At 65.6% G+C, this 24854-nt stretch carries 24 protein-coding genes; 18 read left to right on the forward strand and 6 right to left on the reverse strand.

What is annotated here, in order from left to right; genetic code table 11:
- Positions 1 to 43: 43 nt before the first annotated feature.
- The 10 genes from tsaE (at position 44) to AC2ITM_RS00615 (ending at position 12508) form a co-directional block, all read left to right on the forward strand.
- Positions 44 to 535, forward strand: coding sequence for a tRNA (adenosine(37)-N6)-threonylcarbamoyltransferase complex ATPase subunit type 1 TsaE (tsaE, locus tag AC2ITM_RS00570; RefSeq protein ID WP_486467897.1), 492 nt, complete (start codon positions 44 to 46; stop codon positions 533 to 535).
- Positions 528 to 1550: an aminoglycoside phosphotransferase family protein gene (locus tag AC2ITM_RS00575; protein WP_486467898.1), complete on the forward strand. Its 1023-nt coding sequence runs from the start codon at positions 528 to 530 to the stop codon at positions 1548 to 1550. The genes tsaE and AC2ITM_RS00575 overlap by 8 nt, the downstream gene beginning before the upstream one ends.
- Entirely contained in the window at positions 1526 to 2209 is a 684-nt protein-coding gene (locus AC2ITM_RS00580) for a nucleotidyltransferase family protein (RefSeq protein ID WP_486467899.1), read from the forward strand. The genes AC2ITM_RS00575 and AC2ITM_RS00580 overlap by 25 nt, the downstream gene beginning before the upstream one ends.
- Positions 2202 to 5153 carry a double-strand break repair protein AddB gene (gene addB, locus AC2ITM_RS00585; protein ID WP_486467900.1) on the forward strand — a complete coding sequence of 984 codons (2952 nt, stop codon included), beginning with the start codon at positions 2202 to 2204 and terminating at the stop codon, positions 5151 to 5153. Before AC2ITM_RS00580 ends, addB begins: the two co-directional genes overlap by 8 nt.
- Positions 5150 to 8530 carry a double-strand break repair helicase AddA gene (gene addA, locus AC2ITM_RS00590; protein ID WP_486467901.1) on the forward strand — a complete coding sequence of 1127 codons (3381 nt, stop codon included), beginning with the start codon at positions 5150 to 5152 and terminating at the stop codon, positions 8528 to 8530. The genes addB and addA overlap by 4 nt, the downstream gene beginning before the upstream one ends.
- Positions 8531 to 8591: 61 nt before the next feature.
- On the forward strand, positions 8592 to 8912 hold the full coding sequence (trxA, locus tag AC2ITM_RS00595; RefSeq protein WP_486467902.1) for a thioredoxin: 321 nt from the start codon (positions 8592 to 8594) through the stop codon (positions 8910 to 8912).
- A 166-nt stretch (positions 8913 to 9078) separates the two neighbouring features.
- Positions 9079 to 9633 (forward strand): ATP-dependent protease subunit HslV, encoded by a 555-nt coding sequence (hslV, locus tag AC2ITM_RS00600; protein ID WP_486467903.1) that lies wholly within the window; start codon positions 9079 to 9081, stop codon positions 9631 to 9633.
- A gap of 26 nt (positions 9634 to 9659) precedes the next feature.
- Complete coding sequence (gene hslU, locus AC2ITM_RS00605; protein ID WP_486467904.1) at positions 9660 to 10970, forward strand: ATP-dependent protease ATPase subunit HslU; 1311 nt, start codon at positions 9660 to 9662, stop codon at positions 10968 to 10970.
- Positions 10970 to 11440 (forward strand): GNAT family N-acetyltransferase, encoded by a 471-nt coding sequence (locus AC2ITM_RS00610; RefSeq protein WP_486467905.1) that lies wholly within the window; start codon positions 10970 to 10972, stop codon positions 11438 to 11440. The genes hslU and AC2ITM_RS00610 overlap by 1 nt, the downstream gene beginning before the upstream one ends.
- Before the next feature lie 117 nt (positions 11441 to 11557).
- Positions 11558 to 12508, forward strand: coding sequence for a class I SAM-dependent methyltransferase (locus AC2ITM_RS00615; protein WP_486467906.1), 951 nt, complete (start codon positions 11558 to 11560; stop codon positions 12506 to 12508).
- A 14-nt stretch (positions 12509 to 12522) separates the two neighbouring features.
- On the opposite strand, the gene AC2ITM_RS00620 is transcribed toward AC2ITM_RS00615, so the two are convergent.
- Both AC2ITM_RS00620 and AC2ITM_RS00625 read right to left on the reverse strand, forming a co-directional pair.
- On the reverse strand, positions 12523 to 13131 hold the full coding sequence (locus tag AC2ITM_RS00620) for a Smr/MutS family protein (protein WP_486467907.1): 609 nt from the start codon (positions 13129 to 13131) through the stop codon (positions 12523 to 12525).
- Positions 13132 to 13328: 197 nt separating this feature from the next.
- Positions 13329 to 13988, reverse strand: a complete 660-nt coding sequence (locus tag AC2ITM_RS00625) for a Tim44/TimA family putative adaptor protein (RefSeq protein WP_486467908.1) — start codon at positions 13986 to 13988, stop codon at positions 13329 to 13331.
- A gap of 102 nt (positions 13989 to 14090) precedes the next feature.
- Here AC2ITM_RS00625 and AC2ITM_RS00630 point away from each other — a divergent pair, with 102 nt between their 5' ends.
- Positions 14091 to 14570 carry an FxsA family protein gene (locus AC2ITM_RS00630; protein ID WP_486467909.1) on the forward strand — a complete coding sequence of 160 codons (480 nt, stop codon included), beginning with the start codon at positions 14091 to 14093 and terminating at the stop codon, positions 14568 to 14570.
- 123 nt (positions 14571 to 14693) lie between these two features.
- Positions 14694 to 15197, forward strand: a complete 504-nt coding sequence (gene secB, locus AC2ITM_RS00635) for a protein-export chaperone SecB (protein WP_486467910.1) — start codon at positions 14694 to 14696, stop codon at positions 15195 to 15197.
- A gap of 47 nt (positions 15198 to 15244) precedes the next feature.
- Here secB and dnaQ read toward each other — a convergent pair whose 3' ends face one another.
- Genes dnaQ through AC2ITM_RS00655 form a run of 4 tightly spaced genes read right to left on the reverse strand, consistent with a single transcriptional unit; the run spans position 15245 to position 17949 of the window.
- On the reverse strand, positions 15245 to 15937 hold the full coding sequence (gene dnaQ, locus AC2ITM_RS00640) for a DNA polymerase III subunit epsilon (RefSeq protein ID WP_486467911.1): 693 nt from the start codon (positions 15935 to 15937) through the stop codon (positions 15245 to 15247).
- Entirely contained in the window at positions 15930 to 16523 is a 594-nt protein-coding gene (gene coaE, locus AC2ITM_RS00645) for a dephospho-CoA kinase (protein WP_486467912.1), read from the reverse strand. Before coaE ends, dnaQ begins: the two co-directional genes overlap by 8 nt.
- Positions 16520 to 17353, reverse strand: coding sequence for a shikimate dehydrogenase (locus AC2ITM_RS00650; RefSeq protein WP_486467913.1), 834 nt, complete (start codon positions 17351 to 17353; stop codon positions 16520 to 16522). Before AC2ITM_RS00650 ends, coaE begins: the two co-directional genes overlap by 4 nt.
- Complete coding sequence (locus AC2ITM_RS00655; RefSeq protein WP_486467914.1) at positions 17350 to 17949, reverse strand: Maf family protein; 600 nt, start codon at positions 17947 to 17949, stop codon at positions 17350 to 17352. Before AC2ITM_RS00655 ends, AC2ITM_RS00650 begins: the two co-directional genes overlap by 4 nt.
- Positions 17950 to 18380: 431 nt before the next feature.
- Between AC2ITM_RS00655 and hemJ the strand changes: the two genes are divergently transcribed.
- The 6 genes from hemJ (at position 18381) to AC2ITM_RS00685 (ending at position 24841) form a co-directional block, all read left to right on the forward strand.
- Positions 18381 to 18830 (forward strand): protoporphyrinogen oxidase HemJ, encoded by a 450-nt coding sequence (gene hemJ, locus AC2ITM_RS00660; RefSeq protein ID WP_486467915.1) that lies wholly within the window; start codon positions 18381 to 18383, stop codon positions 18828 to 18830.
- Positions 18831 to 18985: 155 nt separating this feature from the next.
- Complete coding sequence (rho, locus tag AC2ITM_RS00665) at positions 18986 to 20257, forward strand: transcription termination factor Rho (RefSeq protein WP_486467916.1); 1272 nt, start codon at positions 18986 to 18988, stop codon at positions 20255 to 20257.
- A 7-nt stretch (positions 20258 to 20264) separates the two neighbouring features.
- Positions 20265 to 21548, forward strand: coding sequence for a tRNA uridine-5-carboxymethylaminomethyl(34) synthesis GTPase MnmE (gene mnmE, locus AC2ITM_RS00670; protein WP_486467917.1), 1284 nt, complete (start codon positions 20265 to 20267; stop codon positions 21546 to 21548).
- 14 nt (positions 21549 to 21562) lie between these two features.
- Positions 21563 to 23431, forward strand: coding sequence for a tRNA uridine-5-carboxymethylaminomethyl(34) synthesis enzyme MnmG (mnmG, locus tag AC2ITM_RS00675; RefSeq protein WP_486467918.1), 1869 nt, complete (start codon positions 21563 to 21565; stop codon positions 23429 to 23431).
- Entirely contained in the window at positions 23428 to 24048 is a 621-nt protein-coding gene (rsmG, locus tag AC2ITM_RS00680) for a 16S rRNA (guanine(527)-N(7))-methyltransferase RsmG (protein ID WP_486467919.1), read from the forward strand. The genes mnmG and rsmG overlap by 4 nt, the downstream gene beginning before the upstream one ends.
- On the forward strand, positions 24032 to 24841 hold the full coding sequence (locus tag AC2ITM_RS00685; protein ID WP_486467920.1) for a ParA family protein: 810 nt from the start codon (positions 24032 to 24034) through the stop codon (positions 24839 to 24841). Before rsmG ends, AC2ITM_RS00685 begins: the two co-directional genes overlap by 17 nt.
- Positions 24842 to 24854 lie beyond the last annotated feature (13 nt).

Genomic DNA, 24854 nt, shown 5'->3' on the forward strand with positions numbered 1-24854 from the left:
AACTTCGGCTTGCGGCCCGGCCCGCGGTCGTTACATTCGCGACATGAGCCGCGCCGCATTTCACCTGACCCTCGCCTCTGCCGATGCCACTCGCGCGCTTGCCGCGGCGCTGGCGCCGCATCTTCATCCCGGCACCGTGCTGCTGCTGTCGGGCGGCATCGGCGCCGGCAAGACGCATTTCGCCCGCAGCCTGATCCAGACCCTGCAGGACCCGCCCGAGGACGTGCCCTCGCCGACCTTCACCATCGTGCAGGAATACGACACCCCCGCAGGGCCGCTCTGGCATGCCGACCTCTACCGCCTGGGCGATCCCGCCGAAGCGGTCGAGCTGGGCCTGGAAGAGGCGTTCTCGGATGCCATCTGCCTGGTGGAATGGCCCGACCGGCTGGGCAGCCTGACCCCGCCCGATGCCTGGCAGCTGGAGCTTGCGCCGCTGCCAGAAGACGACGATGCCCGCACCCTGACCCTGGACGTTCCGGCCGCAGCAGCAGCCCTTGTCCAGGCGATCCTGAAAGAGATCCCGTCCCATGAGTGACCGCACCGCGCAGAAGCTTTCCTTCCTGGCCGGCACCGACTGGGCCGATGCCCGGATCCGGCCGCTGGCCGGCGATGCCTCGATGCGCAAATACGACCGGCTGCAGCGCGACGACGGCACCACCGCCGTGCTGATGGACGCGCCCCCCGACAAGGGCGAAGACGTCCGCCCCTTCGTCGCCATCGACCGCCACCTGACCGGGCTGGGCCTGTCGGCCCCTGCCATCCTGGCCCTGGACACCGCCCACGGCTTTCTGCTGCTGGAGGACCTGGGCGACAACCTGTTCGCCCGCGCGGTCCCGGCGATCCCCGACAGCGCGCCGCTGCTTTATGGCGCGGCCATCGACGCGCTGCAGGTGCTGCACCGCGGGCCGCTGCCACATGGCCTGCCGCCCTATGACCCGCCGCTGATGACCCGCCTCGCCGCGCTGGCCTATGAATGGTACGTTGCCGGTGCCACCGACAGGGTGCCCTATACGATGGCGGGCTTCTCGGCCGATTTCCAGCCGCGGCTGGCGCGGGCGACGGGGATGCCCTCGGTGGTGATCCTGCGCGACTTCCACGCCGAGAACCTGCTGTGGCTGCCCGACCGCGAAGGCCCGGCCCGCGTCGGCCTGCTGGATTTCCAGGACGCCATGCTGGGCCATCCGGCCTATGATCTGGTGTCGCTGCTGCAGGACGCGCGCCGCGATGTCCCGGCCGATCTGGAAGAGCAGATGATCGCGCGGTTCGTCGCCACCTCGGGCGCCGATCCGCAGGCCTTCCGCACCGCCTACGACATGCTGGGCATCCAGCGGAACCTGCGCATCCTGGGTGTCTTCGCGCGCCTGTGCATGGGCTATGGCCGCCCGCATTACGTCGATTTCATCCCCCGGGTCTGGGGCTATCTGCGCCGCAGCCTGGACCGCCCCGGCATGGAAGAGATCCGCGCCCGCCTGCTGTCGGACCTGCCCGAACCCACCCCCGAGATCCTGGACCGCCTGAAAGAGAAATGCGCGACACGCCCTCTGCCCTGATGCTGTTCGCCGCCGGTCACGGCACGCGGATGCGCCCGCTGACCGACACCCGGCCGAAACCGCTGATCGAGGTCGCAGGCAAGCCGCTGATCACCCATGCGCTGGAGCAGGCCCGGGGCCTGCCCCTGCACCCCGTGGTAGCCAATGCGCATTACCTGGGCGAGCAGATTGCAGCGCATTTCGCGGGCTCTGACGTGCGGGTCCTGCACGAGGAGGTGTTGCTTGACACCGGGGGCGGTTTGCGCGCGGCAGGGCCGGTCCTGGGGCCCGGGCCGGTCTTCACCCTGAACACGGACGCGGTCTGGAAGGGGCCTGCGGCGCTGCAGGTGCTGGCGCGGCACTGGGATCCCCGGCGGATGGATGCGCTGCTGCTGGGGCTGCGGCCCGAAAACGCCATCGGCCATGCCGGGCAGGGGGATTTCACCGCCGACGCCACCGGGCGGGTCACTGGCCGCGGCGCCGGGCTGGTCTATGCCGGCGCCCAGATCACCACCACCGACGGGCTGAAGGACATTCCCGATCAGGTCTTCTCGCTGAACCTGCTGTGGAACCGGATGATCGCCCGCGGGCGCCTTTACATCGTCCCCTACGAGGGGCTGTGGTGCGATGTTGGCCGCCCCGAGGGCATCGCGCTGGCCGAAGAGATGCTGGATGTTTGAGCCCACCGACCGTCCCCGCCTGTTCGGCCTGCCGCCGGGCGCCGATTTCCCCGCCGACCTGCTGAAGGGCCTGCTGCTGCGCATGGCGGGCCAGCCGCCCCATGCGCTGGCGCGGGTCGAGCTGGTGGTGAACACCCGCCGCATGGCCCGCCGCATCCGCACCCTGCTGGACACCGGCCCCGCGATGCTGGCCCCCCGCATCCGCCTGCTGACCGACCTGCACTGCGCCGAGGCGATCCCGCCGTCGATCTCGGGCATCCGCAGGCGGCTGGAACTGATCCGGCTGATCTCGGCGCTGCTGGATGCGGAACCGGATCTGGCGCCGCGCGCCGCGCTTTACGATCTGTCGGACAGCCTGGCCAAGCTTTTGGACGAGATGCAGGGCGAGAAGGTCTCGCTCGATGATATCCGCAACCTCGATGTGTCGGACCTGTCGGGCCACTGGGCGCGGACGCAAAAGTTCCTGTCGATCGTCGGCACCCTGGATGCGGATCGCGAGGCCCCCGACCCCGAGGAACGCCAGCGCCGCGTCGTCGAGGCACTGGTCGCGGAATGGGAAACCAACCCGCCGCAGCATCCGGTGCTGCTGGCGGGCTCGACCGGGTCGCGGGGGGCCACACACCTTCTGATGCAGGCGGTTGCGCGGCTGCCGCAGGGCGCGGTGATCCTGCCGGGCTACGATTTCCACCAGCCCGACCGGATCTGGTCGCAGCTTGACGATGCCCTGACCGCCGAGGACCACCCCCAGTTCCGGTTCCGCAAGCTGATGACGGGTCTAGGGCTGGACCCGTCCGAGGTGCAGAACTGGCACCCCGACACCACCGGCCCCGAGGCGCGCAACCGTTTGGTTTCGCTTGCGCTTCGTCCCGCGCCGGTGACGCACCAGTGGCTCGAGGAAGGCCCCTCTCTGGGGGATCTGATCGCGCCGACGCAGGACATCACGCTGCTGAAGGCGCCCTCGCCGCGGGCCGAGGCGATGGCGATTGCCCTCAGGATGCGGCAGGCGGCCGAAACCGGGCAGACCTGCGCGCTGATCACCCCCGACCGGCAACTGACGCGGCAGGTCAGCGCCGCCCTTGGCCGCTGGGGGATCGTGCCCGATGACTCGGCCGGGATTCCGCTGCAGGTGACGCCCCCGGGGCGCTTTCTGCGGCAGGTGGCGCAGCTTCTGGTCGCGCCCCCCAACGCGGTCGAACTGCTGACCCTGCTGAAACACCCGCTGGCCCATTCCGCCCCCAAGGGCAATGACGCCGCCGCCCATCTGCGCGGCCGCCACCTGAGCCTGACGCGTCGGCTGGAGATCTATCTGCGCCGTCAGGGCCGCCCGCGCCCCACCCCCGAGGACATCCGCAAATTCGCCGCGACCGAACGCCTGCAGGACGTGGCGCCCGCCTGGGCCGATTGGGTCTGCACCCATGTCTTCGGCGCGGCCCGGCCCGATCCGATCCCGCTGGACCAGCGCGTCCAGGACCACCTGGCGCTGGCCGAAACCATCGCACGCGGCTGCATGGAAAGCTCGGCCTCGGGGCGGCTGTGGGAAGGCGACGCGGGCACCGAGGCCGATCGCGTCATGGCAAGCCTGGCGCAGGACGCCCCCCATGGCGACGATTTCGCCGCGCGCGACTATCTGAACCTTGTCTCCAAGATCATCTCGGGCGGCGAGGTCCGCAACGCCGATGAACCGCATCCCGGGCTGCTGGTCTGGGGGACGCTGGAGGCGCGGGTGCAGGGCGCCCAGCTGGTCATCCTGGGCAGCCTGAACGAGGGGTCCTGGCCCGAGGCCCCCGATCCCGATCCATGGCTGAACCGGCAGATGCGCCAGAAGGCGGGCCTGTTGCTGCCCGAACGCAACATCGGCCTGTCGGCGCATGATTTCCAGCAGGCCGTCGCCGCGCCCGAGGTCTGGCTGTCACGCTCGATCCGGTCGCAGGATGCCGAAACGGTGCCCGCGCGCTGGCTGAACCGGATGACCAACCTGCTGAGCGGCCTGCCCGAATCCGGCCCCGCCGCGCTGAAGGACATGGAGGCACGCGGCAATCACTGGTTGGCGCTGGCCCGCCAGGTCGAGACGCCCACGCCGATCCCCCCGGCGCCGCGTCCCGCGCCCTGTCCGCCGCTGGAGGCCCGCCCGCGCGATTTCTACGTGACCGAGATCGAACGCCTGATCCGCGACCCCTATGCGATCTATGCCAAGAAGATCCTGCGCCTGTCGGCCCTGAACCCGCTGATGCGCGAACCCGACGTGATGCTGCGCGGCGATGTCAGCCACCTGGTGCTGGAGGATTTCGTCACAGGCGTCGCCCGCGGCACCGAACCGCTCAGCGCCGAACGCCTGCTGGAGATGGCCCATGCGGTGCTGGTGGATCAGGTCCCCTGGCCCGAAACCCGCCTGCTGTGGCACGCCCGCCTGGCCCGTGTCGCCGACTGGTTCGTCGCCCACGAAGCCGCCCGCCAGCAGGAAGCGGCCGAGATCCTGAACGAACGCAAGGGCACGGCCCGGATCGAGGCGCTTGGCGTGTCGCTGTCGGCGCGCGCCGACCGGGTCGACCGCGATCACCACGGAAGGCTGCACATCTTCGACTACAAGACCGGCAAGCCGCCCAGCGAACGCGAACAGACGTTCTTCAAAAAGCAACTGCCGCTCGAGGCCGCGATCGCGGAACGCGAAGGGTTCGGCAAGACCGGCCCCATGCCCGTGGCCCGCGCCGTCTACATTGGCCTGTCGAACCCGCCCGAAGAGGCCCACGCGCCTCTGGACGAAACCTCGCCCGCGCAGGTCTGGGCCGAATTCACGCAATTGATGGAACGCTGGCTGGACCCCGAACAGGGCTACCTGTCGCGCCGCGCCATGCGCGAGGTCCGCTTCAGCGGTGATTTCGACCATCTGGCGCGCTTTGGCGAATGGGACGAGACCGACGAGCCCGACCGGAGACCCCTGACATGATCCCCAGGAACGAGGCCTCGGTCCGCCAGATCCGCGCCGCCCGCCCCGACAAATCCACCTGGCTGGCTGCCAATGCCGGATCCGGCAAGACCCGCGTGCTGACCGACCGCGTGGCCCGGCTGCTGCTGGATGGCGTGTCGCCGCAGAACATCCTGTGCCTGACCTATACCAAGGCCGCCGCCTCTGAGATGCAGAACCGCCTGTTCAAACGCTTGGGCGAATGGGCGATGCTGAAGGATGACGAACTGCGCGCCGCGCTGACCGATCTGGGCATCGAGACCGAGATCGACAGCCAGCGCCTGTCCCGCGCCCGGACCCTCTTTGCCAGCGCCATCGAGACCCCCGGCGGGCTGAAGATCCAGACCATCCACTCGTTCTGCGCGGGGCTGCTGCGGCGTTTCCCCCTCGAGGCGGGCGTGTCCCCCCAGTTCCAGGAGATCGACGACCGCAACGCCGTGATCCTGCGCGAAGAGGTGATGGAGCGGCTGTCGAACGGCCCCATCGCCGCCACGGTGGAACGTGTCGCGGCCTATCTGCGCGACGACAGCTTTGGCCCCCTGGTCGAGGACATCGCCCGCAACCGCGACCTGTTCACCGCCCCCGTCTCTGCCGAAGACCTTGATCTGGCGCTGGATCTTCCGCCCGGCCTGACGCCGCAGGATTGCCTGGACATGGCCCTGACCGCGGCCGACATGGCCCTGATCCCGCAGCTGTGCGAGATGCTGCGCACAGGCACCACCAAGGGCGACGCCACCGCGCTGGAGGCCCTGGCCCCGCTGCGCGATCGCACCCCCGAGACGCTTCTGGTGCTCGAGGACCGGCTGCTGACGAAAAGCGGCAAGGCCCCCTTCACCCCGGCGAAATTCCCCAGCGTCGGCGCCAAGAAGGCCTTTCCCCACCTGGTCCCCCAGATCGAGGACTGGCAGACCCGCATCGCCGAGGCCCGCGCCCTGCGGGTGGCCCTTCAGGCCCGCGACAAGGCGTTGGTTCTGCAGGACTTTGCCCGCGCCTTCCTGCCCGCCTTCGCCGCCGCCAAGGAGGCCCGCGGCTGGCTGGATTTCGACGACCTGATCCTGAAGACCCGCGACCTGCTGACCGACAAGACGGTGTCGCAATGGGTGCTGTGGCGCCTCGATGGCGGCATCGACCACATTCTGGTGGACGAGGCGCAGGATACCAGCCCGGTGCAATGGCAGGTGATCGCCGCCCTGGCGCGCGAATTCACCAGCGGCGAGGGCGCCCGCGATGACGTCCGGCGCACGATCTTCGTGGTGGGCGACAAGAAGCAGTCGATCTATTCCTTCCAGGGCGCCGATCCGTCGGGCTTTGACCGGATGCGCGACGATTTCGGCGACCGGCTGGAACAGACCGACAATCCGCTGCAAAAGCTGGAACTGCAGTTCTCGTTCCGCTCGTCCGCCGCGATCCTGTCGCTGGTCGACACGGTGTTCGAGGGGCGCGAGGCCGCCGGTTTCACCCCCGACCAGCGCCACCGCGCCTTCAAGTCCGCCATGCCCGGCCGGGTCGATCTGTGGCCCGTCGTCCCCGAGCTGAAAGAGGAAGAGGACCGCGACTGGTTCGATCCCGTCGACAAACTGGCCGAGAACCACCACAACGTCATCCTGTCGCGCCGCATCGCCCGCCAGATCCACGAAATGATCCACGGCGGCGCCACGATCCCCGAGGAAAACGGCCATACCGGCACCTATCACGCCCGTCCGGTGCGTCCGAAGGATTTCATGATCCTGGTCCGGCGGCGCTCGGGCATCTTCAACGAGGTCATCCGCGCCTGCAAGGAACTGAACCTGCCGATGGCGGGCGCCGACCGGCTGAAGGTGGCCGCCGAACTGGCCGTGCGTGATGTCACCGCCTTCCTGGCCTTCCTGGCCCTGCCCGAGGATGACCTGTCGCTGGCCGCCGTGCTGAAATCGCCGATCTTCGGCTGGGACGAACAGCGCCTGTTCGACCTGGCGCATCGCCGCGCGCCGGGCATCACCCTGTTCCATGCCCTCGAGGCCAGACCACAAGATTTCGCGTGGGAACTGGGGCTGATCCGCGACATGATGGGTCTGTCGGACTTTCTGCGGCCCTATGACCTGATCGAACGCATCCTGACGCGCCACGACGGGCGCCGCAAGCTGCTGGGCCGTCTGGGCCCCGAGGCCGAGGACGGGCTGGATGCGCTGCTGGATCAGGCGCTGGTCTACGAACAGTCCGAGGTCCCCAGCCTGACCGGTTTCCTGGTCTGGATGGAGGCCGATGAGCTGGAGATCAAGCGCCAGATGGATGCGGCCTCGGACCAGATCCGGGTGATGACGGTGCATGGGTCGAAGGGTCTCGAAAGCCCAATTGTCATCCTGCCGGAAACGATCTCGGGCGGACGGACGACGGCGCCGCATGTGGTGGATGCCGGGGGCCTGCCGCTGTGGTCGCTGACCGAGGCCGAGGAACCCGCCCAGATGCGCGAGCTGCGCGCCACCCGCAAGGAGGCCGCAGCGCAGGAACTGGACCGGCTGCTTTATGTCGCGATGACCCGGGCCGAGAAATGGCTGATCGTCGCCGCCGCCGGCAAGATCGGCGAGAAGACCGAGAACTGGTACACCCGCATCCGCGACGCCATGACCGTGATGGAGGCCGACCCGCTGCCGATGGACGGCACCGAGGGTCTGCGGCTGGAGGTGGGCGACTGGGATCTGGCCGTCGAGCGCCCGCAAACCCGCGTCATCCCCACGCCCGAACTGCCCGGCTGGGCGCATCAGCCGGCGCCGAAACCCGCGCTGCCGCCGAAAACCCTGTCTCCGTCCGAGGATCTGGGCGGCGCCAAGGCCCTGCCCGGCGCCGAGGGCCTGGACGAGGCCGCCGCCAAGCGCCGCGGCCGTCAGGTCCACCTGCTGCTGGAACACCTGCCCGCGTTGCCGCCCGACCACTGGCCCGCCACCGCCGACACGCTGCTGGCCAGCGGCGCCGATGCCGCGATCCCGGCGGAAATCGCCCTACTGCTGGCCGAGGCGACCCGCGTCATCACCGGCAATGCGACCGCGCCCTTCTTCGGCCAGGACGCGCTGGTCGAAACCGCGATCACCGCCGCCCTGCCGGAACTGGACGGCCAGCGCATCCATGGCATCATCGACCGGCTGATCATCGACGACCGCGGCGTGCTGGCGGTGGATTTCAAGACCAACGTCACAATCCCCGACCGCCCCGCCGAGGTGCCCGCGGGCCTGCTGCGGCAGATGGGCGCCTATCGGGCGGCGCTGATGCAGGTCTATCCCGATCTGCCCGTGCGCACGGCATTGCTGTGGACACGGAATGCAACGCTGATGATGCTGCCCGATGATCTGGTCATGGCAGCCTTGCACGATGCCGCCACAGCTTGACCCGGGCCGGGGCGGTACTTAGGTTCGCCCCAACTCAGACACCCCCCGATGGAGGCCCGATATGGCAACCCATGCAGTCACCGACGATACCTTCGAGGCCGAGGTCAAGAACGCGGACCTGCCCGTCCTCGTCGACATCTGGGCCGAATGGTGCGGCCCGTGCAAGCAGATCGCCCCGGCGCTGGAAGAGATCTCGGAAGAGATGGCCGGCAAGCTGAAGGTCGTGAAGGTCGATGCCGATGCGAACCCGCAGTCGGTCATGGCGATGGGCGTGCGCGGCATCCCGGCGCTGTTCATCTTCAAGGACGGCGAGATCGTCTCGAACCGGACCGGCGCTGCGCCCAAGGCCGCGCTGCAGAACTGGATCAACGACTCTATCTGAGGCGTGCGCATCCCGTCACGAAAGGGCGCCTTCGGGCGCCTTTTCTTTTATTTCCAAGGGGATGTTTTTGGGAAATCAGCAAGGTCCCGCGCGATTGCACCGTGCCAAGCCTTGCCCGCCCGCGCCCCCGCCCTCATATAGCGGCCAAGATCGAAGGAGATATCTGATGGCAGACAGCGATTTTCCCGGCTGGCACGGCACCACGATCATCGGCGTCCGCAAGGGCGGCCGCGTGGTGGTGGCGGGTGACGGGCAGGTCTCGCTCGGCAATACCGTGATCAAGGGCACCGCGCGCAAGGTGCGCCGGCTGTCGCCCGGCGGCTATGACGTGGTGGCGGGCTTTGCCGGATCCACCGCCGATGCCTTCACGCTGCTGGAACGGCTGGAAGCAAAGCTGGAAATGACCCCCGGCCAGCTGGCCCGCGCCAGCGTCGAACTGGCCAAGGATTGGCGCACCGACAAGTACCTGCAAAAGCTGGAGGCAATGCTGATCGTCACCGACGGCAAGGACCTGTTCGTGATCACCGGCGCCGGCGACGTGCTGGAACCCGAACATGACATCGCGGCCATCGGCTCGGGCGGGAATTTCGCCCTCTCGGCGGCCCGCGGCATCTACGCCTACGAGGACGACGCCGAGGTGATCGCGCGCAAGGCCATGGCCATTGCCTCCGACATCTGCGTGTTCACCAACGGAAACCTGACCGTGGAGTCGATCGGCTGAGCCCGGTCGCCCGAAAGGATCCCCCCATGACCGACCTGACCCCCCGTGAAATCGTCAGCGAACTGGATCGCTTCATCATCGGCCAGAACGACGCCAAGCGCGCCGTGGCCGTGGCCCTGCGCAACCGCTGGCGCCGCAAGCAGCTGTCCGATGACCTGCGCGACGAGGTTTATCCGAAGAACATCCTGATGATCGGCCCGACCGGCGTCGGCAAGACGGAAATCAGCCGCCGCCTGGCCAAGCTGGCGCGCGCGCCCTTCATCAAGGTCGAGGCCACCAAGTTCACCGAAGTGGGCTATGTCGGCCGCGACGTTGAACAGATCGTCCGTGACCTGGTCGATGCCGCCATCGCCCAGACCCGCGAATACATGCGCGAAGACGTCAAGCAGAAGGCCCATGAACAGGCCGAAGAGCGCGTGATCGAGGCCATCGCCGGCAAGGACGCCCGCGACAGCACGCGTGAGATGTTCCGCAAGAAGCTGCGCGACGGCGAATTGGACAACACGGTCATCACCCTGGAACTGCAGGACAACTCCAACCCTCTGGGGATGATGGGCATTCCCGGCCAGCCCGGTGCCGGCCAGATGGGCATGATGAACCTGGGCGATATCTTCGGCAAGGCCTTCGGCGGCCGCACCGTGACCAAGCGCCTGACCGTCGCCGAAAGCTACAACGCCCTGATCGGCGAAGAGGCCGACAAGCTGCTGGACGACGAAACCGTCAACCGCGTGGCGCTGGAGGCGGTGCAGGAAAACGGCATCGTCTTCCTGGATGAGATCGACAAGGTCTGCGCCCGTCAGGATGCCCGCGGCGGCGACGTGTCCCGCGAAGGCGTGCAGCGCGACCTGCTGCCGCTGATCGAGGGCACCACGGTCTCGACGAAATACGGCCCCGTGAAGACCGACCACATCCTGTTCATCGCCTCGGGGGCGTTCCACATCGCGAAACCCTCGGACCTGTTGCCCGAACTTCAGGGCCGCCTGCCGATCCGGGTCGAGCTGCGCGCCCTGACCGAGGATGACTTTGTCCGCATCCTGACCGAGACCGACAATGCCCTGACCCGCCAATATGCGGAAATGCTGGGCACGGAAGAGGTGAGCGTCACCTTCACCGAAGGCGGCATCCGCGCCATCGCCCGCATCGCGGCCGAGGTGAACGCCAGCGTCGAGAACATCGGCGCCCGTCGCCTTTACACGATCATCGAGCGCGTCTTCGAGGAACTTTCCTTCACCGCGCCCGACCGCTCGGGTGATGCGGTCGAGGTGGACGAGGCCTTCGTGCAGAAGAACGTCGGCGAACTGGCGGCCTCGGCCGACCTCAGCCGGTACGTGCTGTAATGGCGCCGCGCCTTCGCCTTGCCGAACGCGCGGATCTGATGGCGGTCGAGATGATCATCTCGGCCGCCTACACCCCCTGGATCGACAAGATCGGCCAGCGTCCCGGCCCCCTGACCGACGACTACGGCGCGCTGATCGACGAGGGGCGCGTCACCCTGCTGGACGACGCCGCCGAGATCCTGGGACTGGTGGTGCTGGTGCCGCAGGGCGATGCAATGCTGCTGGACAATATCGCCGTGGCGCCGCAGGCGCAGGGGCGGGGGTTGGGCCGCGTCCTGATGGACCATGCCGAGGACCAGGCCCGCGCCGCAGGCCTGCCGAAGATGCGCCTTTACACCCATGCCCGGATGGACACCAACATTGCCATCTACACACGCGCCGGTTACGCCGAGACCCGCCGGGTGACCGAAAAGGGGCTGCACCGGGTCTACATGGAAAAGCCCCTGTCAGACGACGCAACGTCCTGTTGACAGAACGGCCCCGGCGGCCGTATCGGCATCGCTGATGCAGCATCAGGCTGCAGCGTTTTCCCCGCCCCGGCGCAGTACGAACCTGTGAAATGGCGGGCCTTTTGGAAAGTGACAGCGATGGTGGGAACGCGTTTTCCCTCTGGAGACCCGGCGGCCGACCGCCGGGCGTCCTATGCCGAGATGCTGATGCATATCGGCGATCCCGGCGCGGCGATCGAGGTGCTATCGGGCGCCATGGAGCTGGTTCCCGGCTGGGCCGCAGGCTGGTTCCGCATGGGCGAGCTGCTGGAGGCCGTCGGCGCCCATGCCGAAGCCTGCACCGCCTGGGACCGGGTGGTGACGCTGGATCCGGCCGACCCGCTGGGCGCCGGGCTGAAGCGCGACCTGCTGCGCAAGGTACCCGTCACCGACACCATGCCCTCGGCCTTTGTCGAGCTGCTGTTCGACCAGTATGCCCACCGGTTCGAGACCTCTCTGGTGGAAAAGCTGGGCTATCGCGGCCCGGCGCTGATCGCCGATGCGCTGACGCGGGCGGGCGTGGGCTATGCCAGCCGGGTGCTGGACCTGGGCTGCGGCACCGGGCTGGCGGGCGTCGTGCTGCGCGATCGCAGCGGCTGGCTGGGCGGCTATGACATCTCGGAGAACATGCTGACGGAAGCGGCCGAAAAGGGCATCTACGACCTGCTGGAAAAGCGCGACCTGTCGACGCTGGAACTGTCGGCGGAACGCTATGACCTGATCGTCGCGGCCGATGTCTTCATCTACCTGGGCGCGCTGGAGCGTATCGTCGGCTGGTGTGCCGATGCGCTGGCCCCCGGCGGCACCCTGGCCTTCACCATCGAGCTGGGCGAGGCCCCCGTCGAGCTGCGCGAAAGCCGCCGCTTTGCCCATTCCCGCGCTTATGTCGAAACCCTTCTGGCGCAGGCGGGCTTTGCCCTGGTGCAGATGGACGATTGCGTGCTGCGGCAGGATCGGGGCAGCGATGTGGCGGCGCTCTGCGTGGTGGCCTCGGCCCTGATCCAGCGGCCGGTCCAGGAAGGCGACAGCCTGTCCCGAGCCCTGGCATGATCAATATATAGAATTCATCGGTTCCGGCGCAGATAGATATAGTATGCGCCGGTGCCGCCATGCTTCAGATGGGCGGCGCTGACCTGCAGCACCACCTGCGACAGCGGCGGCAGCGACAGCCAGTGCGGCAGCTGGTGGCGCAGGATCCCATGGCGCACCGGGATCGGGCCGTCCTCGTCCGCGCGGCGGCCCTTGCCGGTGATCACCAGCACCAGCCGCATGTCCTGCGACACGGCCCGCAGCAGGAACCCCGTCAGCGCCCGGTGCGCCCGGTCGACCGTCATGCCATGCAGGTCGATCCGCGCCTCGGGGGACATCTTGCCCCGGGTCATCTTGCCATGGGTCTTCTTGTCCATCCGCAGCGGAGCGCGATGCAGACGTTCGGGCAGGGGATCCAGAAGATCATGGAAGTTTTCCGGCGGCCTGGCGGCCTCGCCCAGGCGGAAGGCCGGGATCGGCAGGTCGGGCAGGGGATCGGGACGGGGCACGGGCGGCGCCTTCGTGACCGCGCGTGGGGCCGGGGCAGGTGGCTTGCCTTCCGGGTGCAGACGCTCGGCCTGACCGGCAACCTGTTTCCACAGCTCGATTTCCTCGGGGCGCAGGGTGCGGCGGCGGCGACTCATGACAGGCACCCGCCGGCCAGGGGCGCCCGCGCCCCGCTGCCTTGCCGATGCCCTGTGCCGTCCATGTCCGCCCCTCTTGCCTTGTGCCGCGTGCAGCCCACCTGTGCCATTCCTGTGGCGAAGATTTAAGTGAAAAAGGCCCCGGGTCACCCCGGAGCCTCGTGAATTTTCGACCGGCCGGTGAAGCGGCAGGCGGATCACTCGCCGGTGGCGACCAGCTGCCAGTTCAGATCATCGGTGCCCATGCGGCGTTCGAAAGTCCAGCCGTCGCGCTGCGTCTTGATCTTGCCTTCCTCGCCCTCGATCACCGTGCCGTTGGCATCGCGCACCACCTGGGTCAGCTGGCCGGTGAAACGCACCGTCAGCGCGGCAAGACGGCTTTGGGGATCGTATTCGGCCTCGTCCAGGGACATTTCGCGGATACCGATGAACTCGGCCTCGACGCTCAGACCCTGGCGTTCGCGGGCCGTGACCACCTCGGCGAAGCTTTGGTAGACCTCATTCGACAGGAAGGGGCGGACATCCGTCAGATCCCCCTTTTCGAAGGCCATCAGGATCATTTCATAAGCTGCCCGGGCACCGCCCAGGAATTCGCTGACGCTGAAAGAGGGCTCGGCGGCCTTCATCTCGGCCAGCGCACGGGCGGCGGCGCTGCCCTCGGCGACGTGATCGGTGATGTCATGGTCAGGACCGCCATCGATCACCTCGAACTTGCCCTGGCGGGCGGCCGGCTGGGGCGTCGCGGAAACCGGCGGCTTTTCAAAGCCTTCGCGGGTGCCGAGCACACTGCGCAGCCGCAGGATCAGGAAAATGGCGATCCCTGCCAGGACGAGAAGCTGAAGTATCGGCGAATTCATGGGAACCTCTCGGGCCTCCGGGGCATGGTATCTCTTCGGGTCCGTTCCTATGTAGGGATTGCACCGGGCTTCGTCCACCGTGCGAGCGAAAGGAGACTTACCATGTGGCTGCTGCTGGCCTTCATCGCGATCCCGATGATCGAGATCGCCCTGTTCATCAAGGTCGGTGGCCTGATCGGCCTGGGCTGGACCCTTGCCATCGTCTTCGGCAGCGCGATCCTGGGCACCTGGCTGGTCAAGCAGCAGGGGCGCGACGTGCTGGCCAAGATCCAGCGCAGCTTCAACGAGCTGTCGGACCCGTCTGCGCCGCTGGCCGAAGCCGCGATGATCCTGATCGCCGGCGTCCTGCTGGTCACCCCCGGTTTCTTCACCGATGCCATGGGCTTTGCCCTGATGGTGCCGGCCTTCCGCCACGCCGCATTCCGCTTCCTGAAGAAGCGTGTGAAGGTCCAAAGCTTCACCATGGGCGGCACCCAGGCGCAACAGCGCCCGGCCCAGTCCGATATCATCGATGGCGAATTCACCGAAGTCGATCCCTCCAAGCGGCCGACGCACCAGCCCTCGGGGTGGACCCGCCACTGAGGGTCCTTCCAGGGCAACACTGCGTCCCTTTGTGACCCGAACGGTCTTAACGCGGCGTTGAGACGCCCCGTGCAAGCTGCTACCAAAGGTCCCGACGCATAACCTCAAGGGGAGGGAGCCGAAATGGCTGATCAACCGAACGACGCGGCGCCGCAACAGGCGCCGCAGGTCAGAATGAACGTCCTGACGCAATACATCCGCGACATGTCCTTCGAGAACATCCTGGCGCGCAAGCCCGCGCCCGGTCAGGTTCAGCCCGACGTGCAGGTCCAGGTGGCGCTGGATGCGAAAAAGCGCGAGGCCGAGCACCAGTTCGACGTGATGATGAAGCTGCACATCACCAGCAAGGCCAAGGAAACCGGCGATCCGATGTTCCTGATGGAGCTGGAATATGTCGGCGTCTTCCATGTCGAGGGCGTGCCGGAAGAGCAGATGCACCCGTTCCTGCTGATCGAATGCCCGCGGATGCTGTTCCCCTTCGCCCGCCGCATCGTTTCCGACGTGACGCGCGACGGTGGCTTCCCGCCGCTGAACCTGGACACGATCGATTTCGTTGGCCTTTACCGCGCCGAACTGCAGCGCCGTGCCACGGCCATGCAGCAACAGGCCCCCGCGACCGCGAACTGATCGCACGCGGAAAGATCCTTGAAAACCCGGCCCCCGGCCGGGTTTTTTCATGACTGCAGCTTGGTCCAGAGGGCCCCATCGCCCATCTTCTTGACGAAAGCGTCATGCGCGGCCTTCTCGGCCTCTGTCAGGCGCGACGGCAGGGGGGTCGGACGCGGCCGTGGACGCCAGTCATCGGAAACCTCGACCACCGCCTTTGTCGTGCCGGATGCCAGAACGAGGTCCGGCTGTCGGCCACCGATCAATTCCAGATAGACCTCGGCCAGGATCTCGGAGTCAAGCAGCGCCCCGTGCAGCGTCCGGGCCGAGTTATCGATGCCGAAGCGACGGCAGAGCGCATCGAGCGATGCTGGCGAGCCCGGGAATTTCCGCCGCGCGATGGCCAGCGTGTCGACCGCGCGATTGTTCGGGATCTGCGGCAGATTCAGCCAGGACAGCTCGGCATTGAGGAATTTCATATCAAAGCTGGCGTTGTGGATGATCAGCTTCGAATCTGCGATGAAATCGACGAAACTCTGCGCCAGTTCCCGGAACGTCGGCTTGTCCGACAGGAATTCGGTGCTAAGCCCGTGCACCTTGAAGGCATCCTCGGGCACGTCGCGTTCCGGGTTGATGTAGACATGATAGGTCTCGCCCGTCGGCACGTGGTTCAGAAGTTCCACGCAGCCAATCTCGACCAGACGGTCCCCCTGGAATGGGTCGAAGCCAGTCGTTTCCGTATCCAGAACAATCTCACGCATAAACGGGGCCTTTCCGGATCGCCTCGAGGATGTCCAACACCTGTTTCCGGGCATACGCTAACGTATGTGTCTCGATCACATAGTCCGCGCGAGCGCGTTTCTCGGCATCCGGCATCTGCTTGGAAAGAATCATGTCGAATTGCGTCTCACTCATCGTTCCGCGCTCGAGGACCCTTTGCCGCTGAACCTCTGGCGGTGCAGAAACTACTGAAATTGCGTCGAATTCTTTTTCATACTCACGTTCGAACAGCAACGGGATATCGCAGACAACAACATCGGATTTCGCGTTTTCGATGAATCTTTTTCGATCATCAGCTACCAGGGGATGTACGATCTCCTCAATACGCTTCAGTACGGTTTCATCTTCCGATATCAGTCGCCTCAATGTTTCACGTGAAACAATGCCATCCGTCACGGCTTGCGGAAACGCGGCTTTCAACGGCCCCACAGCCGCCCCGCCAGCACCATACAGACGGTGAACCGCGGCATCGGCATCCCAGACATCACATCCGGCTTCGGCAAAAAGCCTCGCCGTTGTCGACTTGCCCATGCCGATCGACCCCGTAAGCCCCATCAAAAAGGTCACTTCAGGGCCTCTTCCCGCAACTCTGCCGTCACCTCGGGGCGAACACCGAACCAGCGCTCGAAACCGGGCACAGCCTGGTGCAGCAACATGCCCAGCCCATCGACCGTGACGCATCCCGCCTCGCGCGCGCGGCGCAAAAGCGTCGTTTCAAGGGGATTATAGACGATATCCGTCACCACCTGTCCAGAGTGGAGAGCATCCAGGTTCACATTCAGCTCAGGCTTGCCAATCATGCCGAGCGAAGTCGTGTTGACCACCAGAGCGGCATCGGCCATCGGATGGGACAAGGAATGCCAGTCTATCACCTTGAGTTTTCGACCGAAATCCTCTTGCAGGCGCTCTGCCCGAAGGCGGGTGCGATTGGCGATGAAAATCTCCGGCACGCCGGCCTCGAGCAGCGCGAAAACGATCGCCCTCGACGCACCGCCTGCCCCCAGCACCATCGCCGGCCCCGAAGTCGGATCCCAGGCCGGCGCATATTGCCGCAGATTCTCTATGAACCCGTAACCATCTGTATTATCGGCATGAATCGACCCATCAGGACGAAAGATCAGCGTATTCGCCGCGCCGATCAGCGCAGCCCGATCGGTGACGATATCCGCCAGCGCCAGAACGGATTCCTTGTGGGGAATTGTCACGTTAATGCCCACGAAGCCCATTTTTGGAAGCATTTTCAACGCCTCAGCTAGGTCATCCGGGTGGATATCCATGGGGATGTAGTGCCCGCGCAGGCCAAGGCTGCGCAGCCAGTGGCCATGTACCAGCGGCGAGCGCGAATGCGCGATCGGGTGACCGATCACACCGGCGAGGGGGGCAGCATCCAGCGTCATGACGAAATGGCTCCTCTGAGAGCAAGGTAGTCGAGAACTTCCAGCAAAGGCAGGCCGAGCACCGAGAAATAGTCGCCGTCGATGCGCGAAAACAGCCGCACCCCCTCGGATTCGACCTGGTAAGCACCACAGGATTGGCCGATCTGAGGCCAATTTCGCTGCAAATACCCCTCGAGATAGGCATCCGAGAGTGGTCGCATCGTCATCCGCACCGTCGAAACCCGCCGCCAGACAACGCCTTCGCCATTGTGGATCACCGCAGCGCTGTGCAGCGCATGACGTTGACCGGACAGCGTTTTCAGCTGCGTGCGGGCCTCTTCCAGGTTTTCAGGCTTGGAAAAGATACGTCCCTCGAGCTCCAGAACCTGGTCGCAGCCCAGGACATAGGCCTCGGGCTCTTTCCGGCCGACCTTTTCAGCCTTCGCCTGGGCCAAGGCGTCGGCAATGTTGCGCGGACTTTCCCCTTCGGCCTCGAGGGCCTGCCGCACAGCGTCCTCGTCAACCCGCGGCTTGCTGACCTGGAACGTGACGCCCGCCTTCGAGAGCAATTCGGCCCGGATGGCCGAGCCCGAGGCAAGGAGGATGGATGCGGACATGGGGATAAACCGGTTCAAAATCAGGAAGAAAGCGCCGCACTGTTCTGGGAAAAAACGCCCGAAAACGCAAGCCCTGCGCGAAGCGGTGGACAACTCACCCGAGTCGGTCCTGAGTCGCACCGATTCCCCCACGGTGGGAAAGGATATGTGGATTCCTCGTTCCGCACCGATTCTCCCGGACTCGCTCCCCAGAATCAGTCCACAGTTATCCACTGGTTTTTCACAGCGTAAGCACTTGAGTGGGAAAAGCTTCTCTGAAATCCTGAAAAGAATTCCACTGATTCGAGGTGATTCATCCCTGACTTATGCACCTGTGGAAAAGGGGTGGGACAAATCAAGGATCCACAGCCTTAAGGCAGACAACATCACACAACAATCTTTTCTTTCTTTTTAATGAAAGAGTAAGAGGCTCCACTCAGAAGGAGTTCCCCATGACCGATTTCCTCGTCTCGGTTTACCCGTGGACAAAGTTCCTGCACGTCATCTGCGTGATTTCCTGGATGGCGGGAATTTTCTATCTTCCCAGGCTCTTCGTGTACCACGTGGAACAGGGCAGCGAAGACGAGAAGATCGACGCAATGTTCCAGACGATGGAACGGCGGCTTCTTCGCGGGATCATGAATCCGGCGATGATCGGCACCTGGGTTTTCGGCTTAATGCTTGTTTTTACTCCGGGAATTGTCTCCTGGAGCATGCTTTGGCCGTGGGCGAAAGCGGCCTCTGTGCTGGTTATGACTTGGTTTCATCACTGGCTTGGCAAGCGCCGGAAGGGGTTTATGAAAAAAACGAATACCCTTACCGGGCGCCAATATCGCATGATGAACGAGGTCCCCACCGTGCTGATGGTGATCATCGTCCTGTCGGTCATCGTGAAGTTCTGAGGGCCTGGAAAGCGCCTGGAACGTTGACTTCGCTGCCCCGGACGCGTATGTCCTGCAGCAAGCCGCCCGTCCGGGCGGATGTCTTCCGCACATGACATTGACAGAACATGACGATCGCCCGCCACGGCGGCGCCGATCCCCGGGGATGCCCTTCGATGACCGAAAACCGCCTGAACCTCTCTGACCTGAAGGCCAAAAGCCCGAAGGACCTTCTGGCCATGGCCGAGGAGCTGGAGATCGAAAACGCCTCGACGATGCGCAAGGGCGAGATGATGTTCCAGATCCTGCGCGAGCTTGCGGACGAGGATTGGCAGATCGGCGGCGACGGCGTTCTGGAAGTGCTGCAGGACGGCTTTGGCTTCCTGCGCTCTCCCGAAGCGAACTACCTGCCGGGTCCCGATGACATCTACGTCTCGCCCGACATGATCCGTCAGTGGTCGCTGCGCACCGGTGACACCGTCGAGGGGCTGATGAAGGCGCCCGACGACAACGAGCGCTATTTCGCCCTGACCTCGGTCCAGCGGATCAACTTCGAGGATCCCGAGAAGGCCCGCCACAAGATCGCCTTCGACAACCTGACGCCGCTGTACCCGGATGAGCGCCTGAAGATGGAGATCGAGGATCCGACCATCAAGGATCGCTCGGCCCGGATCATCGACCTGGTCGCGCCGATCGGGAAGGGGCAGCGTTCGCTGATCGTGGCTCCGCCGCGGACCGGCAAGACCGTGCTGCTGCAGAACATCGCCTCGAGCATCGAAAAGAACCACCCGGAGTGCTATCTGATCGTCTTGCTGATCGACGAACGCCCGGAAGAGGTCACCGACATGCAGCGCTCGGTGAAGGGCGAGGTGATCTCCTCGACCTTCGACGAACCGGCAACGCGCCACGTCGCCGTGTCCGAGATGGTGATCGAAAAGGCCAAGCGCCTGGTCGAACACAAGCGCGATGTCGTCATCCTGCTGGACTCGATCACCCGCCTGGGCCGTGCCTTCAACACCGTCGTGCCGTCCTCGGGCAAGGTGCTGACCGGGGGTGTGGACGCCAACGCCCTGCAACGCCCGAAACGCTTCTTCGGTGCGGCGCGCAACATCGAAGAGGGCGGCAGCCTGACCATCATCGCCACCGCGCTGATCGACACTGGCAGCCGGATGGACGAAGTGATCTTCGAAGAATTCAAGGGCACCGGTAACAGCGAGATCGTACTGGACCGCAAGGTGGCCGACAAGCGCGTCTTCCCGGCGATGGACATCCTGAAATCCGGCACCCGGAAAGAGGACCTGCTGGTCGACAAGGTGGACCTGCAGAAGACCTTCGTTCTGCGCCGCATCCTGAACCCGATGGGCACCACCGATGCCATCGAGTTCCTGATTTCCAAGCTGAAGCAGACGAAGACGAACTCTGACTTCTTCGACTCGATGAACACCTGAGGATGTGATGGATACGATCTTCGCGCTGGCATCGGCCCCTGGCCGGGCCGGCGTTTCGGTGATCAGGATCTCTGGGCCGGGGGCAATCCCGGCCCTTGCCCATTTCGGGGTCAGGGATCCGGCGCCACGTGAAACACTGCTGAGGACCCTGCGGGACGGGCAGGGGGGGCTGCTGGACCAGGCCGTGGTGGTGTATTTCCGCGCGCCTGCCTCGTTCACCGGCGAAGACGTGGTCGAGCTGCACCTGCACGGCAGCCCCGCCATCATCAGCGCCACGCTGCGGATCCTGGGCGATCTGCCGGGCCTGCGCATGGCCGAGGCGGGGGAATTCACCCGCCGGGCGCTGGAAAACGGCAAGATGGACCTGACCCAGGTCGAGGGCCTGGCTGATCTGATCGATTCCGAGACCGAGGCCCAGCGGCTTCAGGCGCAGCGGGTCTTTTCCGGCAAGCTGGGAGAGATCGTCCAGGACTGGCGCCGCGATCTGCTGCGCGCAGCGGCCCTGCTGGAGGCCGTCATCGACTTTGTCGACGAAGACGTGCCCGTGGATGTCCGCCCCGAGGTCACGGCCCTGCTGGGCCGCGTTTCGGCCAGCCTGAAGGTCCAGGCGGCGGGGGCCCAGGTGGCTGAACGGGTCCGCCACGGCTTCGAGGTCGCCATTCTGGGCGCACCGAACGCCGGCAAGTCGACGCTGCTGAACTACCTGGCAGGCCGGGATGCCGCGATCACCTCGTCAGTGGCGGGAACCACCCGCGATGTGATCGAGGTTCGCATGGACCTGCGCGGTCTTCCCGTGACCCTTCTGGACACCGCCGGCCTGCGCGAGACCCAGGACGAGGTCGAGGCCATCGGCATCGAACGTGCCCGCGCCCGGGCCGAAACCGCCGATCTGCGGATCTACCTGCTGGAACCCGGCGAGGAACCGCGCATCGCCCTGCAGCCCGGCGACATCGCCCTGCACGGCAAGGCGGATCAGACCGGCGACCCCGAGGGCATCAGTGGCCGCACGGGGCAGGGGATCGACGCCCTGGTGGACCGCGTCACCGCCATTTTCGCGGACCGCAGCGCCCTTGTCGCCACGGCGACGCGGGAACGCCACCGTCTGGCGATCCTGCGCGCCATGGGCTATCTGGACGCCGCGCAGGACATGCTTGCTCAACCGCTGGCGACGGAAGACGTGATCGCGGAAGAACTCCGCTCGGCTATCCGCGCGCTGGATTCTCTGGTAGGAAACATCGATGTCGAGTCTCTCCTGGGAGAGATCTTTTCGAGTTTCTGCATCGGCAAATGATGGGAGTGTTTCACGTGAAACATCCGGACTTCGATGTTGTAGTGGTCGGTGCCGGCCATGCGGGTTGCGATGCGGCCCATGCGGCGGCCCGCGCGGGCGCCCGGACGGCGCTTGTGACGCTGAAATTCGACGGGATCGGCGTGATGTCCTGCAACCCGGCCATCGGCGGCCTGGGCAAGGGGCATCTGGTCCGGGAAATTGACGCGCTGGACGGCGTGATGAGCCGCGTGGCCGATGCTGCGGGCATCCAGTTCCGCCTGCTGAACCGCCGCAAGGGGCCCGCCGTGCAGGGGCCGCGCGCCCAGGCCGACCGCGCCGTCTACCGCGCCACGATGCAGCGGGAAATGACCTCTTTCCCGGGCCTCGAGGTCATCGTGGGAGAGGTGACGGATTTCCTGATGGATGGCAACCGCGTGGCGGGGATCGTTCTGGCGGATGGCTCTCAGGTCTCGGCCCGCGCCGTGGTCCTGACCACGGGGACCTTCCTGCGCGGCCTGATCCATATCGGCGATCACAGCTATTCCGGCGGCCGGATGGGCGACAATGCCGCGAACCTGCTGGGGCAGCGCATGGATGGCTTTGGCCTGCCGCTGGGGCGGCTGAAGACCGGCACGCCGCCGCGCCTGGACGGCAAGACCATCGATTGGAGCATCCTCGACAGCCAGCCCGGTGACGAGGATCCGGTTTTCTTCTCGTTCGCGACGAAATCCGTGGCGATCCGGCAGGTGTCCTGCGGGATCACCCATACCAACGCCGCGACCCATGACATCATCCGCGACAACCTCAAGCGCTCGGCCATGTACGGCGGCTATATTGAGGGCGTCGGCCCCCGCTACTGCCCCTCGATCGAGGACAAGGTGGTGCGCTTTGCCGACAAGGACTCGCACCAGGTCTTCCTGGAGCCCGAGGGCCTGAACGACGACACGGTCTATCCCAACGGCATCTCGACCTCGCTGCCGCAGGACGTGCAGGAGGCCTATGTGCGCTCGATCCGGGGCCTCGAGCAGGTGACGATCCTGCAGCCGGGCTATGCGATCGAATATGATTACGTCGATCCGCGGGCGCTGAACGACCGTCTGGGCCTGCGCGACGTGCCCGGCCTGTACCTGGCGGGCCAGATCAACGGCACCACCGGCTATGAAGAGGCCGCCGCGCAGGGCCTGGTCGCGGGTCTGAACGCCGCGAAAGAGGCGCTTGGCGCCGATCCGGTGACCTTCAGCCGGACCGACAGCTACATCGGCGTGATGATCGACGACCTGATCACCCGGGGCGTCTCGGAACCCTACCGGATGTTCACCTCGCGCGCCGAATACCGGCTGTCGCTGCGGGCGGACAATGCGGACCAGCGCCTGACGGGGAAGGGGATCGAGGCCGGCGTCGTGGGCGAGGCCCGCAAGGCCGCCTTCGCCGACAAGATGGAACGCCTGGGCCGCGGCAAGGCGCTGCTGGAAGAGGCCAAAGTGACGCCGAAGGCGTTGAACGGGGCTGGAATCAAGGTGGGCGAGGACGGGAAACTGCGCTCTCTCTACCAGGTCTTGGCATTCGCGGATGTTGAGATACAGCATCTTGAGGGTTTGGCGCCGGGTCTGTCAGATCTGGATGGGGAAACCCGCGACCAGCTGAAGAAGGATGCGCTCTACGCAACCTATATCGGCCGGCAAGAGCAGGACGCGGCCGCGCTGCGCAAGGACGAGGCACGTTCGATCCCCGAGGGCTTTGACTATGCCGGTTTGGAGAGCCTCTCGAACGAGCTGAAGATGAAGCTGCAGCGCGTGCGTCCGGTGAACCTGGCGCAGGCCGGCCGGATTGAGGGCATGACCCCCGCCGCTCTGGCGCTGATCCTGGCGCGACTGAACCGCGAGACCCGGGAAAAATCCGCGTGAGCCTGGATCCGACCACCGAGAATGTTTCACGTGAAACATCGGAGAAGCTCCGCCTTTACGCGGAGCTTCTCGAGAAATGGAACCGCAAGATCAATCTGGTCTCGAGGCACACGATCCCGGATCTGTGGACGCGCCATTTCGTCGACTCGGCCCAGATCCACGATCTGGCGCCGGGCTTTGGCCATTGGGTCGATATCGGCAGCGGCGGCGGTTTCCCGGGGCTTGTGATTGCACTCCGCGCGGCCGAATTGCAGCCCGAGGCCACCTTTACCCTGATCGAATCTGACCAGCGCAAATGCGCTTTCCTTCGGTCGGTGGCGCGCGAATGCGGCGTCAAGGTGCAGGTTCTGTCGCAGCGGATCGAACAGGTTCCGGCGCAGCAGGCGGATGTGCTGTCGGCGCGGGCGCTGGCCTCGCTTTCGGACCTGCTGGGATTTGCCGAACGGCACCTTTCGCCTGAAGGAACGGCGCTTTTCCCCAAGGGCGTCCGCTGGCGGGACGAGATTTCCGAGGCGGAAGCACAATGGTCCTTCCTCTGGGAGGCCGTGCCGAGTAAGACTGAACCCGAGGCTGTCATCCTGAAAATCGGAGGAATTCGCCGTGTCGCGTCTGCTTAACCAAACGGGCCCCCGCATCATCGCTGTCGCGAACCAGAAGGGTGGGGTGGGCAAGACGACAACGGCGATCAACCTGAGCGCCGCCCTGGTCGAGAACGGCTGCAAGGTGCTGCTGATCGACCTGGATCCGCAGGGCAATGCCTCGACCGGGATCGGGGTGGAAGCGGATGACCGCGAATTCACCGCCTATGACCTGATGGTCGACAACACGCCGCTGGATCAGGTGATCCGCAAGACCGGCGTGGCCAACATGGATGTCATCCCGGCGACGATCGACCTGTCCTCGGCGGATATCGAGCTTTACAGCAACGAGAACCGCGTCTTCCTGCTGCAGAAGGCGCTGCAGCAGCCGGCGATGGCGCCTTATGGCTATGATTTCATTGTCATCGACTGCCCGCCGTCTCTGAACCTGCTGACGGTGAACGCGATGGTCGCGGCGCATTCTGTTCTGGTGCCGCTGCAAAGCGAATTCTACGCCCTCGAGGGCCTGTCGCAGCTGATGCTGACGGTGCGCGAAGTGCGCTCCAGCGCCAATCCCGATCTGCGGATCGAGGGTATCGTGCTGACGATGTACGACTCGCGCAACAACCTGTCTCAGCAGGTCGAGCAGGACGCGCGTGAAAACCTGGGTGACATGGTTTTCCGCACCCTGATTCCAAGGAATGTCCGCCTGAGCGAGGCGCCGTCCTTTGCGATGCCGGTGCTGGACTATGACACGACGTCTCGAGGGGCTGAGGCCTATCGAGCATTGGCACAGGAAATCCTTAAGAAATACGAACCTGTCGCCGCCTGAAGGCAGAGGAGCA

Source organism: Pseudooceanicola sp. NS-SX9, from assembly GCF_057380705.1.

What these genes read in the sequence shown, in the direction of transcription:
- tsaE (WP_486467897.1), top strand. Translation starts at nt 44, where the DNA reads ATGAGCCGCGCCGCATTTCACCTGACCCTCGCCTCTGCCGATGCCACT.
- AC2ITM_RS00575 (WP_486467898.1), top strand. Translation starts at nt 528, where the DNA reads ATGAGTGACCGCACCGCGCAGAAGCTTTCCTTCCTGGCCGGCACCGAC.
- AC2ITM_RS00580 (WP_486467899.1), top strand. Translation starts at nt 1,526, where the DNA reads ATGCGCGACACGCCCTCTGCCCTGATGCTGTTCGCCGCCGGTCACGGC.
- addB (WP_486467900.1), top strand. Translation starts at nt 2,202, where the DNA reads ATGTTTGAGCCCACCGACCGTCCCCGCCTGTTCGGCCTGCCGCCGGGC.
- addA (WP_486467901.1), top strand. Translation starts at nt 5,150, where the DNA reads ATGATCCCCAGGAACGAGGCCTCGGTCCGCCAGATCCGCGCCGCCCGC.
- trxA (WP_486467902.1), top strand. Translation starts at nt 8,592, where the DNA reads ATGGCAACCCATGCAGTCACCGACGATACCTTCGAGGCCGAGGTCAAG.
- hslV (WP_486467903.1), top strand. Translation starts at nt 9,079, where the DNA reads ATGGCAGACAGCGATTTTCCCGGCTGGCACGGCACCACGATCATCGGC.
- hslU (WP_486467904.1), top strand. Translation starts at nt 9,660, where the DNA reads ATGACCGACCTGACCCCCCGTGAAATCGTCAGCGAACTGGATCGCTTC.
- AC2ITM_RS00610 (WP_486467905.1), top strand. Translation starts at nt 10,970, where the DNA reads ATGGCGCCGCGCCTTCGCCTTGCCGAACGCGCGGATCTGATGGCGGTC.
- AC2ITM_RS00615 (WP_486467906.1), top strand. Translation starts at nt 11,558, where the DNA reads ATGGTGGGAACGCGTTTTCCCTCTGGAGACCCGGCGGCCGACCGCCGG.
- AC2ITM_RS00620 (WP_486467907.1), bottom strand. Translation starts at nt 13,131, where the DNA reads ATGAGTCGCCGCCGCCGCACCCTGCGCCCCGAGGAAATCGAGCTGTGG.
- AC2ITM_RS00625 (WP_486467908.1), bottom strand. Translation starts at nt 13,988, where the DNA reads ATGAATTCGCCGATACTTCAGCTTCTCGTCCTGGCAGGGATCGCCATT.
- AC2ITM_RS00630 (WP_486467909.1), top strand. Translation starts at nt 14,091, where the DNA reads ATGTGGCTGCTGCTGGCCTTCATCGCGATCCCGATGATCGAGATCGCC.
- secB (WP_486467910.1), top strand. Translation starts at nt 14,694, where the DNA reads ATGGCTGATCAACCGAACGACGCGGCGCCGCAACAGGCGCCGCAGGTC.
- dnaQ (WP_486467911.1), bottom strand. Translation starts at nt 15,937, where the DNA reads ATGCGTGAGATTGTTCTGGATACGGAAACGACTGGCTTCGACCCATTC.
- AC2ITM_RS00650 (WP_486467913.1), bottom strand. Translation starts at nt 17,353, where the DNA reads ATGACGCTGGATGCTGCCCCCCTCGCCGGTGTGATCGGTCACCCGATC.
- AC2ITM_RS00655 (WP_486467914.1), bottom strand. Translation starts at nt 17,949, where the DNA reads ATGTCCGCATCCATCCTCCTTGCCTCGGGCTCGGCCATCCGGGCCGAA.
- hemJ (WP_486467915.1), top strand. Translation starts at nt 18,381, where the DNA reads ATGACCGATTTCCTCGTCTCGGTTTACCCGTGGACAAAGTTCCTGCAC.
- rho (WP_486467916.1), top strand. Translation starts at nt 18,986, where the DNA reads ATGACCGAAAACCGCCTGAACCTCTCTGACCTGAAGGCCAAAAGCCCG.
- mnmE (WP_486467917.1), top strand. Translation starts at nt 20,265, where the DNA reads ATGGATACGATCTTCGCGCTGGCATCGGCCCCTGGCCGGGCCGGCGTT.